Below are 16641 nucleotides of genomic sequence, written 5' to 3'. Positions count from 1 at the left end.
GCCGGGCGAACCTCAGCCCCTCCCCCTCCCGGCGGGAGCCCCTTTCCTCCCGTCGCGCCGGTCCTTGCGCTCGATCAACCGCCGCACGACCCGCACCAGCTCGGCGGGCTCGAAGGGCTTCGCGAGAAAGGCGTCCACCCCTGACGCGATCCCGGCCTCGACCTCTTGCTGCGTACAGGCGCTCACGATCGCAACGGGCACGTCCCGCGTCCGCGGATCGGCCCGCAACTGCGCGGCGGTCCCGAACCCGTCCAGCCGGGGCATGACCACATCAAGGGTGATCGCGTCGGGACAGACCCGATGCACCACGTCCAGACACTCGGCACCATCATTCGCGGTCACGACCTCGAAGCCCTCCAGCTCGAGATTGACCTTGATCAGCTGCCGGATGACCTTGTTGTCGTCGACAACAAGAACCCGGCCTGAGACGCCTGGCACAACTCGAGAGTAGGTCGACCGGGCCCCCCGCGTCCGGCTTTTCGCCACTTCCACCCCGTCCGGGGGACCCACCCCCCTACTCCCGCGTAAACGGGTTCCTGATCACCCCACCGAAGCTGGTAGTGTTCAACCCGTCGCAGCAACACCAGCGACAGCGCCCCCGTAGCTCAGGGGATAGAGCAACGGCCTCCGGAGCCGTGTGCGCAGGTTCGAATCCTGCCGGGGGCACTTCGCAGGAAGTGCCCAAAGACCCCGCCATCAGCGGCAACGCTGAAGCCGGGGTCTTCGCGTATGTGCAGCCAACTGCCGCCCTGTGCACCCCTATGTCAGACCCTGTGGACTATTCGTGGACAGGATCTTGACGCATCGCCGCAGGTCAGCCTGAGAAACGCGGAAGGCCCCCGGACAGGTCCAGGGGCCTCGCACCGCATCGCCGACTAGTGGTCACTCGTACTCGCGCAGCAGATCTTCGATCCGACGGTTGGCCACCTCCTGGCGCCCGTCGAGGCACTTCGCGTACCGACTGAGCAGCACCTCCACGCTGTTGCCTGCCCGCTCGGCAACCTCGGTCGGGTCGACGCCGGCGTTGAGCCACGTGGAGAGCGCCGAGTGCCGGAGGTCGTACGGCCGGCTGGCGAGCGGAGTGGCCGCGACGGCCGGCGGCAGGGCCAGGATCCGAGCTTCCTGCCACACCCGGTAGTAGGTGGACGAGGACACCACTCCCCCGCCCTCACTGGCGAACAGTCTGCCGTCCGCGGCCGTGCCAAAGGTGTCCAGGTGCTCGCGGAGGATGGACACGAACTGGGGCGGGATCGGCACCCGGCGGACGTCTTCCGTGGGCCGGTTCTTCAGGCCGCGATCGTCGTGACTCTGCCCGGAGTCGGTCCACTGCTTCCCGACGCTCGGCCTCGTCCGGTGAAGCAACGCGGTGCCCCAGCCGGAGCCCGGGAGCGTCAGGTCCGGCTCGGACAGCCCCACGGCTTCGGCCGGCCGAAAGCCCCCGAAGTACATTCCGGCGAAGAGGCCAACCAGCCGGCGGCCGCGTGCCCGGCGGTAGCCACCGACATACGAGACCGCGTGAAGCAGCGAACGGGCCTGCTCCGGGTTGGCCACGACCCGGGGGTCCACCTCGTTGGAGACTTTGGGCTTCTGCCAGCGGACGGCCGCCAGCGGGCTTTCCCGGAACTCTCCGAGGTCCACGGCGTAAAGCAGGGCATTCACCAGGGTGCGCCGCTTCCGCCGTACGGTCTCGGCAGCTGCCGCGGTCCCGTCCAGCTTGATCTTCAGCGAGTCGAGGACCGCCCGCCCCAAGGCCGGGTCGGAGAGGTCGGACAGCGGCCGGGAAGCCTTGGCGACCCAGTGCAGGATGTTGCCGACGTCCGCCGGCAGGTACCGGTCATCGGGGCCGGGCAGGACGAACGCCCAGTTCCTCAGGGCCTTCCGCAGCTCGGCGTCCGCGGGGCGGCCAGGGAGCTCGCTCAGGAGCGCCATCGTCACCGAGGTCAGCGACTCGTTGATGCCGTCCCGGGTGTTCGGCGCCGCGTGCGGCCACTTCATCGCGAGGTACTTCAACGCGAAGGCGTACCAGGTCAACGTCGTCTTCGGCTCGGCCATCGAGGCGGGGAGCCCGGACGCCGTGTCGAACTCCTCCCCGTCACGGGCAGCCCGCATGAGCTTGGACCGGTAGTTGTCCGCGAGCCCCTTCGTCCGGAAGGACTCGGAGAAGACCTGCCCGGCCACGGACCAGCGAACGTCGTAGGACGGACGCTTGGTGTCTCGCTTCCGGACACTCCAGATCTTGACGTCCAGCGACTTCACGCGGCGGCTCCTTCCCGCGACCGAAGCCAGGCGTGGAAGTCGGAGCGCCAGACCCTCAGCTCACCGTTCGGCAACGTGAAGGCCTTGGGTGCCTTGCCGAGCTCGCGCCACCGGTAGAAGGTCCGCCGCGAGATCCCCTTCAGCTCGGCGAGGATCTCCGCAGTGGTCATCAGCTCGTCCTTCACGTCGCGACTCCTTCCTGGGCGCGCAGTTCTTGCAGGGCTTCACGGGCGGTTTGACGGTTGAGCTGGATGCCGCGGGCGATGGTGGCGGCGAGGACGGACTCCCCCGGGCTGTGTCCGTGGCCGGCGTACTGCCAGGAGGCGAGGACGAGCACGGTGTCCGGCTCGACGTCGCCGAGGCCGCGCTCCTGGCGCTCCTGCTCGGCCCGGTAGTCGGCGCGGGTCTGGCGAAGTGCCCCGAGCGTGGTCGAGTACTGCCGGGACTTGGTGGAGAAGTGGCCGCGGAAGCCGAGCATGTGGGACCAGGCGGCGAGGCGGCGGTCCGGATAGAGCGGGTCGAGGTCGAGGCATGCCTCGATGAGCCGGGCGGCGTGGTCTGGCACGTCCAGGAGTACGAGTGCTTCGCGGTTGCCGATGCGACGGTCGAGGGTGCCGGTGTTCTCTGCGGCTTTGGTCGCGTACTTGGCGACGTACGAGGCGACGGCCTGTTCGGTGATGTCAGAACCGTCCCCGAAGGCCTTGATGGGTCGTACGTCGAGCTGCGTGCCCCAGCGGAAGGTCCGGGCGGGCTGATCGGCGGCGGCCGGGTCCGTGACCGACGTGTACGCATGGGCGACGGCAGCGCGGACGGAGCGGTCGAGTAATCCGGTCGTGGCCCAGGCCGGCGGCGGGGTGTCCGGACCGTCGGGGCCATCGATGCGGATCACGGCATGGAAGTGGACGGCGCCACGCTTCTGGAACTCGGCGACCTTGCCGTAGGAGACCCGGGCGACTTCCTTCAGCTCACGTTGGGTCAACCCCGCACAGGCGGCGATCTCGCGGCGCAGGCGGGTGGTGAAGCGCTGCCAGAGTTGTCCGGCGTGGTTGTTGAAGAGGACGGCGGCCGCGTAGTCGTAGGTGTCCGGGTCGAGGGCGGTACCGAGCTCTGGGGCGTCCTCCTGGTGGTGCTTGCCGCACCGGCACGGGCGGCCGGAGGGGCGGTTGTGGACCGGGCCGAAGGACGGTGCTGTCAGGGTGGCGAAGACGCGGGGGTGCTCGCGGACGGCGGCGGGGATGTTCCGGCGGTCGTCCCCGGCGAGGCCGGCCCGGATCAGGTGGTAGGTGTCCCCGGAGTAGGTCCAGGCGCAGGCGGGGCAGCGGGAGGCGCGGCGGTTACCACAGGCGATGCGGAGGCGGGCGCCGGGTTCGTTCTCGGTGGAGTACCGGTGCAGGACCTCCCCCGAAGCCTTGTCTTTGGCGACGCTCCAGCCGGTGATGTGAATCGGGTCGGAGCAGCCGCCGGTACGGCGAATCTGGTCCTCCCAGCGGGCGTAACCGGGAGCCCCGGCCACCTTCAGCATGTCGCCGAGGAGGCCGGGATCCAGGTCCGCGAGGGTCGCGGAGTCGGTCACGCGGTCACCTGCTGGTGAGCGAGGGCGGGGCGGCGCAGGCCGGTGCCGTGGCAGGCCGGGCAGTGGGCGGTGATGGTGCGCAGGGCGCCGGTGCGGTCCCGGCCGCCGAGGGAGACCCTCACGGCGGGGAAGCCGTCGCAGTTCAGGCAGACCTGCGCCGGGGTGGGGTGGTGCTGGGACATGATGGTGCTTCCTTCCGGATCATCTGGTTCGGGCAGGAGCACGGCGCCGGGACGGCGGAGACTTGGCGGTTGAGGCCGTCCCGGGGCCGGTTAGCGGTGGTGCCGGCCGTTGAGCAGCGAGCGCAGGACGACGGCGCAGACGGCGACCGAGGCGCCGGTCATGGCGACGGCCAGGAGCATCGAGACGAGAACCGCGCCGACGACGAGCACCAAGCCCGCTCCCCCGGCGACGGCGGCGACGAGGCCAGCCGGAGTAAGGCGCACCGCGGGCAGCACGCGGGCGGCCGACTGGCTGGGTGCAGGCGCCTGAGAGCAGCCGCAGACCGCGGCCGTGCCGCGGTGGGGCTCGACAGCTGTGTTCGGCTGGACGAGCGGGGTGACGAGGCCGGTCGGGAGCGGGTTGACCGGGATCTTGGGCCGGATCATGTGGTTCTCCTTCCGGGGCGGGCTACTTGTTGATCGCGGTGTCGATGGCCGGGGCAAGGAAGCTGTCCGCGAGCAGGAAGCCGCCGAGCAGGATCACTGCGACGAGCCAGAGCGGCGGGCGGATGAGCTTGCAGCCGAGAACGCCGACGACGATGAGGGCGAGCCAGAGCGGGACATCCACGAGAGGGCTCCTTCTGGGGTCAGCTGACGCGGCAGCGGTGAGAGCGGGCGGCAAGCTGGGCGGCGGTCGACGAGCTGTAGTCGGAGGACCAGCCGCAGCCGTCGTTGACGCAGACGGCGGCGTCCTTCGTGCGGCCGTGCCGGTCGCGGTACGTGCCGATCTGGACGGGGCCGATCTTCATGAGCGAGCGGAAGTTGATCCGTACGGGCATGGGAACTCCTCAGACGAGCTGAGCCGCGATGGCTTCGGCCATCGGGGACGGGACACCGAGTCGGGCGCGCAGGGTCTCGGTGTCGATGGCCGAGCCGGTGCGGGTTCGGTGGTCGGCGGCGACCTTCTGGGCGTGCGCGACGAGCGCGGGCGGAGCGGTGACCGCAGCGGCAGCCTCCGGGGCCGGCAGAGCGGGGACCGAGGCGACCTGTACGCCGGGTTCTGCCGCCCGCTCGACCGCGGGCGGGATCTCCGGGTCAGGCTCCGGCTCCTGCTCGCTGGGCGGCGTAGGCCGATGGACCAGGAGCGTGCCGCCGAGGAAGGCGAGCGCGGGCCATCCGGCGACGAGGATCCGGAGCCAGTCCGGGACGTCGCCCAGGTCGAGGAGGCCGGCGGTGGCGACATTCGCGCCGAGCGAGGCCGCGAGGGCAACGACGAACCACGACCAGGCTGAGCCCGCGAACTCCCCCGCGTCCCGCAGGCTGCGGAGACGGTGCCAGGCTGCGACGAGGAGCAGGTCAACGCTGACCGGGTAGGCCCAGGCCTTCCAGCCGTGCTGACCGGCGGCCTCGGCGAGGTCGTGCAGGTGGGCGAAGGAGAGTGCTCCAGCGATGACGGCCTGGACGAGGACGGCGTCCGGACGGACCAGGCGGGGCATGGGATTCACCTCCTTTCAGGCATGGGTGGGGTAGGGACTTGGCGCGTGAGGCCGCGCCGACCGGGTGGGACCAAGTGCTTAGAAGGCAGTTGCCGCAGTGGGCTTCGGCTGGACCTTGCCGATGAGGACACGAACCGGGACCGCGGGCCGGAAGGGCTCCAGCTCCGGGATGCTCGGGGTGCGGTACGCGTGGGCGTTGCAGGTGTCCACGGCCTGCCGGAGCGTGGTGTGCGGGGCCCTGATCCGGGACCAGCCGCCGGAGGAGTCGCCGGCCACAGCCGTGCCGGGGCGGTCCTTGTCGATCTGGACGGCGGCGAGGACGGCATCCGGGGAGATGTCCCCGAAGGCCATGTTCGCCGAAGTCTCATCGTTGACGCGGTGTGCGGTACGGCCGGTGAGCTGGGCACGGAGCATGGTGATCCCCTTGCCGAGCTCGGAGCCGCAACGCTGCCCGCAAATCTCCAGGTAGATGCCGGCGGCGCGGCCGAGCTGGGAGAGCCGCACGAGGTGGGTGACGATCTGATCTCGCCGAGCCTCCTCCGCCTTGTTCGCGGCGAGTGCCAGCTCCGCGACCTCATCGACCAGGAGCACGACCGGCACAGGCCGCAGGTGCGCGGGCAGGTCCCAGATGTCCGCGGTGATCTCCGCGTCCGGCAGGCCTACGCTGATCCGCTGCTCGGTACGGATGAGTTCGTAGACGCGCCCCATGTAGGCGACAAGAGCCGCCAACAGGTCAGCTGCGGCGTCCGGGTTGTCCGCCAGGGCAGTGAACCGCGCTGCCAGCGGCGCGAGCTCCACGCCGTTCTTGCAGTCGATCCCGACGAGGGCGACGTTCTGCGGCGCCAGCCCCGCAACAAGAGTCCGCTGATACACGGACTTCCCCGACTGGGTCGCACCGACGTTCAGGGCGTGAGGGACCTGCCGGTAGTCCCGGTAGTGGACTTCCCCGTCCTCCCGCAGCGCTACCGGCACCCGGAGCCCCTCACCGGGAACGACCGCCGGCATGCGCACCCGCCTGAGAACGTCGTAGCCCGTCATCCTCAGTTCGACCACGCCCGAGCGGATCTCTCGCGAGACGACGTTGTGGAGCGAGAAGGAGTGGCGCAGCCGGTCGGACGACGCGGAGAAGTCGAAGGCGTCCTGTCCGGGCCGCAATTTCAGCCTCAGCACCAGGCCGGTCGCTGTGGGACGAAGCCACAGGATGCGGGGCGACCGGGCTTCAGGAACAGGCCGGTTGGCGACCCGGGCGAGGGCCAGCCGCCAGCGGGCGGGCGGGACGGTGAGCCCGCAGGCGTCCATCACCGAGCGGTAGCGGATCAGGACGCGGACCGCCGCGAAGGTGACTCCGAAGGTCAGCCAGTACCAGGTGGGTCGCAGCCAGCGCAGCAAGAGCGCGGCGACCAGGACCACCAGCAGCGTGACCCATAAGGCGTCCATGCTCAGCCCGCCTTGACCAGCGAGGTCACCGCCACGGCGCGGAAGCTGATCCCGTGGCGCTTCTGACCGTTGAACTCGTTCTCCCACGGCCGGGCGACGAGGCCGGTCAGCGCGATCGGGGTACCCATGGCCAGCTCACCGGAGATGCCGGGCTCGGCCACCGTCACGGGGATGACCTCGGCGTTGCCGTTCATCACGAACAGCACGTCCACGGTCATGAGGTTGTCGCCGGTGTCGCCGTCCAGGGCGATCTGGCCGGTCTTCTTGTCCCGCATCTTCAGCTGCGGGGGCTGGGCGACCATCACGGTCGCGCCGGAGGTGTCGACGGGAATCTGACGCACAACAGATCACTCCTCTAAAGGGGTCGAACTCCTTCACTCCTCTATAGGAGTGATATGAAGAAGAGTGCATCACTCCTATACATGAGTCAACCCGCCGCGAGCGGAAACTCGGGGCGGGCTGCGAGGAGTTGAGCGAGCGTCAGTCGCGCGCGGGGATCCTGTACTCGAAGACGAACTGGTCAGCAGCCATGAGGGTGTCGCAGACCTCCACCACGCGCCCCTCCTCGGTGACCGCGTTGCGCAGCAGGTGCACGACCGGGGAACCGGGGCTCAGCGACAGTTCGGTTGCTTCGGCCTTGGCCGCCGGCCGGGCCTGGAGCGTCTCCACGAACTCGGCGAAGACGTGCCCGTGATCCTCCAGCCGGGCATAGATGCCGCCAGGCCCGGGGTTGTCGGCGAACAGCTCAGGGATGTCCTTCGCGACGTCCCACGGCAGGTACGAGGTAGCAGTCTCGACCGGCGTCCCGTCTCGGAAGTACAGCCGCCGCCGTGCGAGCACCTGAGTCCCCACAGTCACCCCGAGCCGCTCAGCGATCTCCTCCGGCGCCTCCATAGGCCCGCGGAAGAGCATGCTCACCGAGGCCTCAGCCCCGGACTGGGCCGACTCGGCAAGGTACGCCGCCTTGCCCTCCTGCCGGTGCGTACGCCGGAAGCGGTCCGAGGATCGATGCCGCACGGGCGGCCGGGCCTTCACGAACGAGCCCTTGCCGTGCCGCGTCTCGACCAGCCCACTCGCGCGGACCTCCAGCATTGCCTTGCGGACAGTCCCGCCAGCGACGCCGTAGCGCTCCACCAACTCGGACTCGCTCGGCACCATGTCGCCTGCCTTCAACGCGCCGGCCCGAATCTGCTGAACGATGTCGTCGGCGATCTGCACGTAGCGCGGCACAGCCCCTCGGCCACCTCCTACTGCGGTTCCCATAGTCCTTCTCTTCCTCCTATGCTCCTGTACATGAGTACGGGTTCCCCGCAGGCCAAGTCAACGCCACTGCACTCCGTGTCCGTAGCCGGGGCAGTGCTCCGCGAGGACGGCCGACTCCTGGCGATCCGCCGAGCGGACAACGGAACTTGGGAGCTCCCCGGCGGAGTCCTCGAACTCACCGAATCCCCAGAGGCCGGCGTCCGCCGCGAGGTCCTGGAGGAAACCGGCATCGAGGTCGAGGTCCAGGAGCTCACCGGGGTCTACAAGAACACCACCCGCGGCATCGTCGCCCTGGTCTTCCGCTGCGAGCCGACAGGCGGCACAGAGCGCACCTCAGCGGAATCGACCGCGGTCGCCTGGCTCACCCCCGAAGAGGTCGCAGCCCAGATGTCCGAGGTCTACGCGATCCGCCTCCTGGACGCCCTCGACGAAGCAGGCCCCCACGTCCGCAGCCACGATGGCCGCCAACTCCTCACCGCGTGACACGCGACGAAGCCGTGAAGCTCGTCCAACGCCTCATGGACGGCAGCATCACCGACGAGCCCGAAGCAGGCGCAGCCCTGGAGTCCCTCAAAGTAGGCCTCGGCTGCCCTCACATCAGCGACTACATCTTCTGGGACTTCGACCCCGACCTGACTGCCGAGAAGGTCGTAGACCGAGCACTCGCATACGAACCTTTCGCGCTCTGAGCCGGGCGCGGTAAGACTTTCGCTACTTCATCAAGGCACCCGCCGCGCACGGCGCGGCGCGTGCGGCCCGTCGCCCGGGCCTGCGCTCCTGTCTCCGCCCCGCTCCAGCCCGCCCGCCGTCCGCACGCCTAGGGCTCGGGTTGATGGGCAGTCCAAGCTGACCTACAGACACGGCAACCGTCACATGGCATGCGTGGCCTGGAGCGCCGCCGACTGCGGCCGAGAGGGGGGCGCCAAAAGACGGCCAGCGGCGAGGGAGGGGTGGCCTCTTACGCAAGGCGGGCCGACTGCCGGGCCTGAATCTGGCCAGGCGCCGTACCCCCGCCGTCACGGATGACGGGCGCGTGAGGCGAACGCACCACCGGGAATTGGCGGGTGGGGAGCAGCTGCTGCCGCGAAGTGGCGCTGGCCGGTGTGGTCGCTCCGCGTCGGTACCGGTCTCACTGTGGCCAACGAGCGTGTCGTTGAGTCTGGGGTTGTTAGTACAGGGACGCACTCCGTGTTGGCGCCCTGGCCCATGCCGGCTTGCACGGTGTGAGTCGAGGGCGGAGGGATGGAAGTTGAGGTGAGTGGTGGGCTGGCGGAGCTCCTGCAAGCCACGAGCACATGCGCTTCAGGACCCCTCCACCCTTGTGGTATCCGTTCCTACCGCTCACCGGAGCATGCGACTTCGGATGGGACAAACCTGCGGTTAACAAGCGCCCCAAGCCCACCCTGAGCTGGGAGTAGGTACATGGAAATAGTTGAGGGCTTCGTCCCGGCCGGAGCGGCTTTCATGGGACAGGTCTGCAACTAGCGCTACTCCTGAGTGGAGTTCGAAGGTGCCATGAGGCCACCATCTAGTCGTGCGGCAGCGAGGCAGTCGCAACCGGCATCGAAACTGAGGAGACCTTCGCCATGAAGCAAACGGGATGTGTCCGTGGGTGTATCGGCCACTTGACCGGATGGGTCACGCGCCCTCACGTCAACATCGTTGTAATTATGATCTTGATAGTTGTGGCCTTGCCGCTCGTTGGCATTCCGCAGGCGGTGGGGATTGGTCTCCTCATCCAAACCGTGGACCTCGCGTTGCGCCTCCGCGAGACTTGCGGCGTGCGTCCGATTGTGATCACCTCCACAGTTAGCTCCTAGGCATGGGGCGCCGCGAAGAGCCCGTCGGCGCCGATGGTGTTGCCCGCACACTCGCTCTTTGGCTTAGACGTCAACGTGAGCGTGCGGGCATCAGCTATCGCGAGCTTGCAATTAGGACCAAGTACAGCGAGGACACTTTACGCCGTGCCGCCTCCGGCAAGGTAGTACCCACACGAGGGGTGGTCCGCATGTTTGCCGACGCCTGCGGAGCAGATCCAAGAGAGGCTGAACGGCTGCGAAGAAATGCTCATGTAGGGAACCGTCGAAGGAAGATAAACGAGCCCCTCGGCCGGCTGCTGAACATCGAATATGTAGACACATTTCATGAACTCCGCAGATGCCTGATCGGCGCTTACGAGCGCGCTGGAAGTCCCAGCTATCGAGAATTGGCGTCCAATCCTGATGCCTACGGCCCTCTATCGCGCAGCACATTGAGTCGATTCTTTTGGAACAAATCCAAGCCGAGTCGAGAGTTCACGCTGGCGTTCGCCCGGGGCTGCGGGCAAGTCGATGTTGAGGCATGGGCTCGGGCATGGGAGCGCTGCGCTGTGGGGGCGCACGATCAACGCGAAATCAGGACTCGACGCGTACGCAAATCCTCTCTAGTGAATACCGCCAGCCAGGATACTCTAATTCGCTGCGAGGGCTGCTATAGGAACGTCGTCATCACTACGGGTTCGCCAGTGAAGGCTGATTCACAGTTCTGGTGCTCCTCCTGCTTCGCCCTAAGGATAAGCAAGTTTAAGACTCGGACCGATGATATCAAGTTGTGGAAAACCGGCGAGCAGTTCTTCTTTGAAATAATGCACCGTTGTGCGGAATCTTGAACTCTCCTCCGGCATCCGGCATCGACTGCAGGCGGGATCCGTCCCTCACTAAAACGCCTGGCCAGATCGCAGTGATGCATGGCATCTCGCCACACGGATGGGGGCCAACGATGCCGACTGCGAGCCTTAACCCGAAGCGGCCCCTCGGACAGTCAGGCCGTGACCACCCGGCAACGTCGCATACAGAGCTGGGGCTGCCCGGCGTACCCAACCTCGAGGGGCTCCGGCAGGCCAGTACAGCGATTCGCCTGCGGTGATCGCCACGAGCTGTCCATAATGATGCCCTTGGCCCCACAGACAGGAGAGAAGCATGGCTTTTGGTGCCGAATCGGTAACCCCGCGCAGCGTCGCCATCGGCAACTTGCTGCAAGAGCACCACCCCTTCTTCGTGCCCCGCTATCAACGATCCTACGCGTGGGAGGATCAAGTCACGGCGTTCACAGACGATGTGAAAGACTTGATGTCTGGAAATCCTCATGTAGCGAGTCATTTTTTCGGTGGCTTGGTATGCATCGAGCACACAGACCACACGCAGCCTCGCCCTCACAAGTACGAGATCGTGGATGGGCAGCAACGCCTGGCGACCATCGTCCTGACTCTCGCACAGATCTATCGCGCCGCACTGTCGGTAAAGAACGACGCGACGGAGCATGGAGACAGTCAAGCAGCAGCCTCCGCGGAAACTCTCGCAACTGACACTCGTGATCGTTTCCTCGAGTGGCGAAACGCGAACGTAAGCGCCGGCGTCACCGAATCGCTTCCTCGATTGGCCCTTTCCCGCGCTGACGATGATTTCTTTCAGTGTTTGATTTCTGGCGAGGAAGTGCAGCCGGATCGTGAGAGTCACGAGCTACTTGCGGCCGCAGAAGCGCAGATCCGCACAGCTCTGATAGACCGCGCCCTGAAGGAAGGCACCCACCAAGAGCAGGTAGCCGCATTGGACAGGATCCGTACGGCTATCGTATCCCAATCGCACGTAATTCAGATTGTTTCAAGCGATCGCGATCGCGCGTATCAGCTATTCAGCGTACTGAATGATCGCGGACGCTCATTGGAGGACGCCGATCTCCTTCGCAGCTACACCCTAGAAACTGTTCACCGGTTCCCGAAGCACCAAGACAAGGTGGCGGAAATCTGGGACAAAATCCTCTCCGCGCCCAGCAAGGACGTTAGTGACTTCTTCCTTGCCTACTATCCCTCCACTACGGGCGGGCGCACTGGGCTGCCGATTTTTAAGGAACTAAAGGAGGAGTACTTCCCAAACTCGGAAGCAAGCGACGAGTCGGAAGCAAGCGCGGTGATCGACAAGGTTAACGAGTTCCGTAATGAAATGGAGCTTTTCCTCAAAATCAGGAAGGGGGATTGGCCATACAAATCTCACGTAACCCCGGGCGCCGCCCCCGCAGTCACGGCGTGGCACAAAGACCGCCTGCGGCGCCTAGTCATCAGCCTTAAGCATGAACTTGCAATGCCACTTCTACTCTCCGCTGCATGCAGCGTCGACGAGAAAAGGTTTGCCGAACTGGTCTACATGCTCGAAATCTTCTCGTTCCGATATAAGAACGTGTGTGGGGGGCACGCCACTGCGCCGGCCAAGCGATACTACGCAGAAGCGAAAAAAGTGAGAGACGCAAAGGCGGAAAGCAAGGCAGTCAATTGGGGTGGGCTGCGATCCGAGCTGAAGGCACTCATCGAAAAATCGGCACCGGATGACCAGTTTAAGTCTGCTCTGGAGTCCCGACTTCGCTACGATTACGGTGGAGCGCAACGTAGTAATATCCGGGAGCTTCTTACTACTCTCGAGGAACATAGCACGTGGCTCAATAAGGGTGGAATTGGCCTGCCTAAACCCGACACGATGATGGTTTTCGATCTAGATCGAGTCACGATCGAACATATTCACCCGCAGAATCCTGGGGCTTTCACATCTAACCCTCAGCTCGACGCCGTCTGTCACCATTTGGGAAACCTTACGTTTTTCGGCCCTGACGAGAACTCGAAGGCCGGAAACAAGGACTTCGCATCGAAGAAGACGACCTATTATGCACCAAGTCGAGTGGGGATGACCAAGAATCTGGCAGCCCACGATCAATGGTCTATTGCCGAGTATGAAAAAAGAAGAGATGATCTTCTCGAGAATGCCTGTAAGGTATTCACGCTTGGGTAGGAACTGGCTGCGAAGCCCATCTTCAATCCCGTAGCCGCCTTCACGGCAGCCGCAGTTTGTGGTGAACATGGGCCGTTTATGGACGGGCGGCAGCTGAAGAACCCTCGCCGTGGCCGCGATCAGGGTTTACGAAGAGGGATAGCGCCTCCGAAGCCGTCACGCAAGGACAGTGAAGCCACCAGAGAGCTACTGGGGGATTCACTGTCCTTGGTGTGGAGCTGCTATTCAGAGGCTGCTGGCTGGCGAGGAGCTGCGATGCGTTCCTCGAGGGTATAGAAGGCTGGTATCGCTAGGCGATGGCCGCGGCTAGTTGCTACGCGGACCACTTCCCCCAAGGCTCCAGCCAGGTCCGTTACCAAGAGGCGGAGTTCACGCAGATCCGCCTTTTCGTCGGCAAGGACTTCAGCGGCGTGGTCGAGTAGTTCGGCCCCCAAGCTGAGCTGCGCAGCCTCGGTCTTGTCGGCGAGGCGGGACAGGTAGCCAGAATTGTCGTCGGCGCTCAGGAAGCAGGGCTTGCCGTCTGGGCCCAACCACGGCAGGAGTCGCAGTTCGTTTGAAGGTGTCACGCTTCCGCCTTCCTGGCTTCGGTCGTGTGGTGGGTGGTGAAGACGGCATCGGCACGATCGCCGGGGAGTGCCAGGAGGGCCGCCTCGACCACGCGGCCGGTGGTATCGGTTGCCACGCGCGTGATGCAGAGGATGGCCAGGGCCGAGCTGATGCGAAGGGTCGTCGCTTCGTCTGGAGTGGGGAGACGGGCGCTGACCGTTTCCTGGACCAAGGCCAGCGGTGGGCGCAGGTCTGGCAGACGTGCAACTAACAACCCTTCCGGGAGGTCGGCCGGCGCCAGGTCGCGGGGCACGTAGATTCGGGCCAGGCTGTGCGGTGTTTTCCCCTGGTGGCTGAGGCAGCGAAATTCCATTAGGGGGCTACGGGGCGAGACGTTCAGGAGGGCGGTCAGATGGCCGTGCGCTCGGAGGTTGCTGGCGTGGACGGTGGTATGGAGGTCCTCTTCGACCAGGGGTGGCGCGCTCGATGTGTATCCGCCGCCGACGTATGTGGTCCTGCGGAGCGGGTGGCGGACGAAGTTGCCGCTGCCGTGGATCTTCTCCACGAGGCCTTCGCCCTGGAGGAGAGCGAGGGCGTTCCGGAGTGTTGGCGTGCTGACCCTGTAATGGGACGCGAGTTGAGTCTCTGAGGGGAGGCGGTCGCCGGCTTTCAGGCGGCCCACCGAGATCTGGTTTCGTAGGTCATCAGCGATGGCGTGCCAGCGGGTGGGCGCAGGCTGGGTCACCAGTGCCTCCGCATCCGCAGCGCGACGAGTCGGGTCCGCGCGTGCATGGTCAGCTGCTCGCCCGATTCGAATCGCAGTCGCTTGGCGTTGGCGGGGAGTTGGATCAGGTCGATGACGCGGCAATGCTGTCCGCCGACCTGGATTACGTCGCCGCGCTGCACGCTTTTCGAGGTGATCTCGACGTTCGTGGCGAGGGCGCCGGCTGGCGTCCATCCCCTCACTGGGTCACCCGCCGCGGCTCGGACGGGTCGCCCGCCGTGTGGCACGTGCAGTCACAGGCTTCGTAGGTTACGGGCACTCCGATGGGGGTCGTGGCAGGGGATGACTGTGCGCACTCACTGTGGGTGCCGATCGCGCACGAGCTCGACCGGTAGGGATCGTCCGCGCCGGGTGGTGGGCCCGGCCTGAGCGGGCGCCCACTGGTGTGGGCGGGGGTGGGGACCATACGGTTCGACACGCTGATCAGCTCCTATCGCTGATGGCCAGGTCCCCGGACATCGCCCGTCACGGGGACCGCTTCGTTTACGGCGGCCCAGAGGGTGCGGCCGGTCAAGCTGCTGGCGAGGAGCCCGAATCGGTCGGCCTCCGCCACGACTTCCAGGACCTCCCGCCACGATTCGGCGGGCAGCGCTTCCGGTACCTCCGCCTCGATCGACGTGTACGTGGTGTGCGGCTCCACGCGCGTGGTCAGCCCGAGAACCGACAACCGGGCGGCGAGGTCCTCTGCCCTTGCTTCCGAAGCGGGCACAGAGGGCCTCCGTCGCCGATTGAACACGTTGAGTGAAGCTAGTTAACTAGATTAGAGCTAGTGGACTAGATTTTCCACATGCCTGAGCAGCCGCCTTATCTCCGCATCGCCGACGTCCTGCGGCAGCGGATCGCGGAGCATGTGTGGACGGCCGGGGATCGGCTACCCTCTCGCAGCCAGATCGCCGAGGAGTGTGGCGTGGGCGAGAACGTGGTTCGCCGGGCCCAGGAGCTACTGATCTCTCAGGGAGTGCTGGAGGGTCGCGCGGGTTCGGGCACGTACGTTGCCGAGCCTCGTCGGCGCGTACGGGTCGTCCGGTCATCGGCCCGCGAGCAGCCCGGCGGTTCTCCGTTCCGGGCGGACATGCAGGCCTTGGGCAAGCAGGGCAACTGGGAGAGCCGGACCGAAGCGAAGGTGCCGGCCCCGGCTGAGGTCGCAGCGCGGCTCGGAATCGCCGCGGGTGATCTGTGCGTACGAACCGTCTACGAGTTCCTCGCCGATGGTCGGCCCGTACAGCTGTCGACGAGTTGGGAGCCGTACAAACTCACCACAGGCACGCTCGTCGTCCTGCCGGAAGGTGGACCGCACGCCGGCGTTGGCGTCGTGAACCGGATGGCCGCGATCGGGATCACGGTCAGCCATGCCGTGGAGCAGCCGGAGCCGCGACAGGCGACCGCCGAGGAGGCATCGCTCCTCGGGATCCAGAAGGCTGCTCTGGTCACGCACATCCGGCGGACGTACTACAGCGACCAGGGACAGCCCGTGGAAACCGCGGACATCGTCATCCCCGCGGCGCTGTGCGAGATCGTCTACGAGATCCCCATCAAGCGGTAGCTCGCCTCAGCTCCGCAAGTGCGGCCAGCCATCCCTGTTGGAGAAGGTCTCGAAGCAGTACCGCGTGGTGCGGTCCCACTCCTTGCCAATGGCCAGTTCGTACGCCCGGTCCGGCACGTACAGCAGCCACTCGCCGTCGTACTCCGTGGAGGTGTACGGCACGAACTTGTCGACGTCGAAGAAGACGCCCTCCCACACGGCTTGTCCTGCCGCGACGACCGCGCAACGTGTGTACAGGAACTGGTCGGCCGACTGAGGGAAGGGGCTCCCGTCCTGGTCACTCAGGTTGGCGACAGGAAGGGTGCCAAACCTCTCCTGGTCCAAGCGGTAGAGGGCCTCGGCATGACGTTCGGCGAAGCCGATGATGTCGTGAACGGAGCGACGTCCCAGCTCCTCGGCCAGGCGGCGGCAGCTCGCCTCGGTAGCTTGGCCGTTCAACGTGCCTATCAGCAACCAGAAGTCGGCCCATGTCATTCTCACGGGCGCAGCATGTCAGGGCGGTCTGACATCGACCCGCCGACATCCTGTGATGTGGCAGCCACATGCCGCAACCTCGTATGCCACTCACCGCCTCTATCCCTCCAGAGCCCGACGGGCAGTGTCCTCCACGTGCCCGAGCGAGAAGTCTTCGGTGGGGAGCCTCGGGGAGTCCCGGGGAGGCGGGCGGGAACGTGCAGGTCAGCGGTCGGCTGGTCAGGATGGAGGTGGGTACGTGGTCTTCAGAACTAGTGCTCAGACAGTTGCGACTGGTTCTCGCTCTATCTGCGA

General features: G+C 66.1%; 22 protein-coding genes and 1 tRNA gene. 7 read left to right on the top strand and 16 right to left on the bottom strand.

The genetic code is table 11. From position 1 onward, the window contains the following. Nucleotides 1-12: 12 nt before the first annotated feature. Entirely contained in the window at nucleotides 13-438 is a 426-nt protein-coding gene (locus tag ACFYYJ_RS26785; protein ID WP_389136122.1) for a response regulator, read from the bottom strand. A 156-nt stretch (nucleotides 439-594) separates the two neighbouring features. Between ACFYYJ_RS26785 and ACFYYJ_RS26780 the strand changes: the two genes are divergently transcribed. Beyond that, nucleotides 595-666, top strand: a tRNA-Arg gene (locus ACFYYJ_RS26780). 216 nt (nucleotides 667-882) lie between these two features. On the opposite strand, the gene ACFYYJ_RS26775 is transcribed toward ACFYYJ_RS26780, so the two are convergent. The 11 genes from ACFYYJ_RS26775 to ACFYYJ_RS26725 form a co-directional block, all read right to left on the bottom strand. Next, the gene (locus tag ACFYYJ_RS26775; protein ID WP_389136119.1) at nucleotides 883-2256 is read right to left on the bottom strand and encodes a tyrosine-type recombinase/integrase; all 1374 of its coding nucleotides are present in this window, start codon (nucleotides 2254-2256) and stop codon (nucleotides 883-885) included. After that, the gene (locus ACFYYJ_RS26770; RefSeq protein WP_389136323.1) at nucleotides 2253-2426 is read right to left on the bottom strand and encodes a helix-turn-helix transcriptional regulator; all 174 of its coding nucleotides are present in this window, start codon (nucleotides 2424-2426) and stop codon (nucleotides 2253-2255) included. The genes ACFYYJ_RS26775 and ACFYYJ_RS26770 overlap by 4 nt, the downstream gene beginning before the upstream one ends. Nucleotides 2427-2437: 11 nt before the next feature. Continuing rightward, nucleotides 2438-3829, bottom strand: coding sequence for a replication initiator protein RepSA (repSA, locus tag ACFYYJ_RS26765; protein WP_389136116.1), 1392 nt, complete (start codon nucleotides 3827-3829; stop codon nucleotides 2438-2440). Further along, nucleotides 3826-4011 carry a hypothetical protein gene (locus ACFYYJ_RS26760; protein WP_389136114.1) on the bottom strand — a complete coding sequence of 62 codons (186 nt, stop codon included), beginning with the start codon at nucleotides 4009-4011 and terminating at the stop codon, nucleotides 3826-3828. Before ACFYYJ_RS26760 ends, repSA begins: the two co-directional genes overlap by 4 nt. Nucleotides 4012-4101: 90 nt before the next feature. Then, entirely contained in the window at nucleotides 4102-4437 is a 336-nt protein-coding gene (locus ACFYYJ_RS26755) for a SpdD-like protein (protein WP_389136112.1), read from the bottom strand. Nucleotides 4438-4459: 22 nt separating this feature from the next. Next, on the bottom strand, nucleotides 4460-4618 hold the full coding sequence (locus ACFYYJ_RS26750; protein WP_389136111.1) for a hypothetical protein: 159 nt from the start codon (nucleotides 4616-4618) through the stop codon (nucleotides 4460-4462). Nucleotides 4619-4637: 19 nt separating this feature from the next. Next, nucleotides 4638-4829, bottom strand: coding sequence for a mobile element transfer protein (locus ACFYYJ_RS26745; protein WP_030650006.1), 192 nt, complete (start codon nucleotides 4827-4829; stop codon nucleotides 4638-4640). A gap of 9 nt (nucleotides 4830-4838) precedes the next feature. Next, nucleotides 4839-5486 carry a DUF2637 domain-containing protein gene (locus ACFYYJ_RS26740; RefSeq protein WP_389136108.1) on the bottom strand — a complete coding sequence of 216 codons (648 nt, stop codon included), beginning with the start codon at nucleotides 5484-5486 and terminating at the stop codon, nucleotides 4839-4841. Nucleotides 5487-5564: 78 nt separating this feature from the next. Further along, nucleotides 5565-6923, bottom strand: a complete 1359-nt coding sequence (locus ACFYYJ_RS26735; RefSeq protein WP_389136105.1) for an FtsK/SpoIIIE domain-containing protein — start codon at nucleotides 6921-6923, stop codon at nucleotides 5565-5567. 2 nt (nucleotides 6924-6925) lie between these two features. Next, on the bottom strand, nucleotides 6926-7264 hold the full coding sequence (locus ACFYYJ_RS26730; protein WP_389136103.1) for a hypothetical protein: 339 nt from the start codon (nucleotides 7262-7264) through the stop codon (nucleotides 6926-6928). A gap of 139 nt (nucleotides 7265-7403) precedes the next feature. Continuing rightward, a complete protein-coding gene (locus ACFYYJ_RS26725; protein ID WP_030819190.1) occupies nucleotides 7404-8186 on the bottom strand; it encodes a GntR family transcriptional regulator in 783 nt (260 codons plus the stop codon). A gap of 18 nt (nucleotides 8187-8204) precedes the next feature. On the opposite strand from ACFYYJ_RS26725, the gene ACFYYJ_RS26720 reads away from it, so the two are divergent. From ACFYYJ_RS26720 to ACFYYJ_RS26700, 5 genes are all read left to right on the top strand, one after another. Then, a complete protein-coding gene (locus tag ACFYYJ_RS26720; RefSeq protein WP_389136100.1) occupies nucleotides 8205-8669 on the top strand; it encodes an NUDIX hydrolase in 465 nt (154 codons plus the stop codon). Further along, entirely contained in the window at nucleotides 8666-8875 is a 210-nt protein-coding gene (locus ACFYYJ_RS26715) for an e9imm peptide (RefSeq protein WP_389136097.1), read from the top strand. The genes ACFYYJ_RS26720 and ACFYYJ_RS26715 overlap by 4 nt, the downstream gene beginning before the upstream one ends. Before the next feature lie 1133 nt (nucleotides 8876-10008). Continuing rightward, nucleotides 10009-10833: a helix-turn-helix domain-containing protein gene (locus tag ACFYYJ_RS26710; protein ID WP_389136094.1), complete on the top strand. Its 825-nt coding sequence runs from the start codon at nucleotides 10009-10011 to the stop codon at nucleotides 10831-10833. Nucleotides 10834-11143: 310 nt separating this feature from the next. Next, nucleotides 11144-13000, top strand: coding sequence for a DUF262 domain-containing protein (locus ACFYYJ_RS26705; RefSeq protein ID WP_389136091.1), 1857 nt, complete (start codon nucleotides 11144-11146; stop codon nucleotides 12998-13000). Nucleotides 13001-13296: 296 nt separating this feature from the next. Then, nucleotides 13297-13422 carry a hypothetical protein gene (locus ACFYYJ_RS26700; RefSeq protein WP_389136088.1) on the top strand — a complete coding sequence of 42 codons (126 nt, stop codon included), beginning with the start codon at nucleotides 13297-13299 and terminating at the stop codon, nucleotides 13420-13422. A 140-nt stretch (nucleotides 13423-13562) separates the two neighbouring features. Here the strand turns inward: ACFYYJ_RS26700 and ACFYYJ_RS26695 are convergent, their stop codons facing one another. The 3 genes from ACFYYJ_RS26695 to ACFYYJ_RS26685 all read right to left on the bottom strand — a co-directional run bounded on the left by ACFYYJ_RS26695 (nucleotide 13563) and on the right by ACFYYJ_RS26685 (nucleotide 15039). After that, nucleotides 13563-14291 carry a GntR family transcriptional regulator gene (locus ACFYYJ_RS26695; RefSeq protein WP_389136086.1) on the bottom strand — a complete coding sequence of 243 codons (729 nt, stop codon included), beginning with the start codon at nucleotides 14289-14291 and terminating at the stop codon, nucleotides 13563-13565. Continuing rightward, nucleotides 14288-14512 (bottom strand): hypothetical protein, encoded by a 225-nt coding sequence (locus ACFYYJ_RS26690; protein WP_389136083.1) that lies wholly within the window; start codon nucleotides 14510-14512, stop codon nucleotides 14288-14290. The genes ACFYYJ_RS26695 and ACFYYJ_RS26690 overlap by 4 nt, the downstream gene beginning before the upstream one ends. A gap of 248 nt (nucleotides 14513-14760) precedes the next feature. Next, the gene (locus tag ACFYYJ_RS26685) at nucleotides 14761-15039 is read right to left on the bottom strand and encodes a hypothetical protein (protein WP_389136080.1); all 279 of its coding nucleotides are present in this window, start codon (nucleotides 15037-15039) and stop codon (nucleotides 14761-14763) included. A 78-nt stretch (nucleotides 15040-15117) separates the two neighbouring features. Here ACFYYJ_RS26685 and ACFYYJ_RS26680 point away from each other — a divergent pair, with 78 nt between their 5' ends. Continuing rightward, nucleotides 15118-15873, top strand: a complete 756-nt coding sequence (locus ACFYYJ_RS26680) for a GntR family transcriptional regulator (RefSeq protein ID WP_389136078.1) — start codon at nucleotides 15118-15120, stop codon at nucleotides 15871-15873. Between the two features lie 6 nt (nucleotides 15874-15879). On the opposite strand, the gene ACFYYJ_RS26675 is transcribed toward ACFYYJ_RS26680, so the two are convergent. Continuing rightward, nucleotides 15880-16347 (bottom strand): DUF4240 domain-containing protein, encoded by a 468-nt coding sequence (locus tag ACFYYJ_RS26675; RefSeq protein WP_389136320.1) that lies wholly within the window; start codon nucleotides 16345-16347, stop codon nucleotides 15880-15882. Between the last annotated feature and the right edge of the window lie 294 nt (nucleotides 16348-16641).

Source organism: Streptomyces sp. NPDC002467, assembly GCF_042889825.1.
GTDB lineage: Bacteria > Actinomycetota > Actinomycetes > Streptomycetales > Streptomycetaceae > Streptomyces.
This window is presented reverse-complemented; position numbering and strand designations above follow the sequence as displayed.

Excerpts from the sequence above, each read along its gene's own strand:
- ACFYYJ_RS26770 (WP_389136323.1), bottom strand. The coding sequence starts at position 2,426 with ATGACCACTGCGGAGATCCTCGCCGAGCTGAAGGGGATCTCGCGGCGG.
- ACFYYJ_RS26760 (WP_389136114.1), bottom strand. The coding sequence starts at position 4,011 with ATGTCCCAGCACCACCCCACCCCGGCGCAGGTCTGCCTGAACTGCGAC.
- ACFYYJ_RS26755 (WP_389136112.1), bottom strand. The coding sequence starts at position 4,437 with ATGATCCGGCCCAAGATCCCGGTCAACCCGCTCCCGACCGGCCTCGTC.
- ACFYYJ_RS26745 (WP_030650006.1), bottom strand. The coding sequence starts at position 4,829 with ATGCCCGTACGGATCAACTTCCGCTCGCTCATGAAGATCGGCCCCGTC.
- ACFYYJ_RS26740 (WP_389136108.1), bottom strand. The coding sequence starts at position 5,486 with ATGCCCCGCCTGGTCCGTCCGGACGCCGTCCTCGTCCAGGCCGTCATC.
- ACFYYJ_RS26735 (WP_389136105.1), bottom strand. The coding sequence starts at position 6,923 with ATGGACGCCTTATGGGTCACGCTGCTGGTGGTCCTGGTCGCCGCGCTC.
- ACFYYJ_RS26725 (WP_030819190.1), bottom strand. The coding sequence starts at position 8,186 with ATGGGAACCGCAGTAGGAGGTGGCCGAGGGGCTGTGCCGCGCTACGTG.
- ACFYYJ_RS26720 (WP_389136100.1), top strand. The coding sequence starts at position 8,205 with ATGCTCCTGTACATGAGTACGGGTTCCCCGCAGGCCAAGTCAACGCCA.
- ACFYYJ_RS26710 (WP_389136094.1), top strand. The coding sequence starts at position 10,009 with ATGGGGCGCCGCGAAGAGCCCGTCGGCGCCGATGGTGTTGCCCGCACA.
- ACFYYJ_RS26705 (WP_389136091.1), top strand. The coding sequence starts at position 11,144 with ATGGCTTTTGGTGCCGAATCGGTAACCCCGCGCAGCGTCGCCATCGGC.
- ACFYYJ_RS26700 (WP_389136088.1), top strand. The coding sequence starts at position 13,297 with ATGGCCGCGGCTAGTTGCTACGCGGACCACTTCCCCCAAGGCTCCAGC.
- ACFYYJ_RS26680 (WP_389136078.1), top strand. The coding sequence starts at position 15,118 with ATGCCTGAGCAGCCGCCTTATCTCCGCATCGCCGACGTCCTGCGGCAG.
- ACFYYJ_RS26675 (WP_389136320.1), bottom strand. The coding sequence starts at position 16,347 with ATGACATGGGCCGACTTCTGGTTGCTGATAGGCACGTTGAACGGCCAA.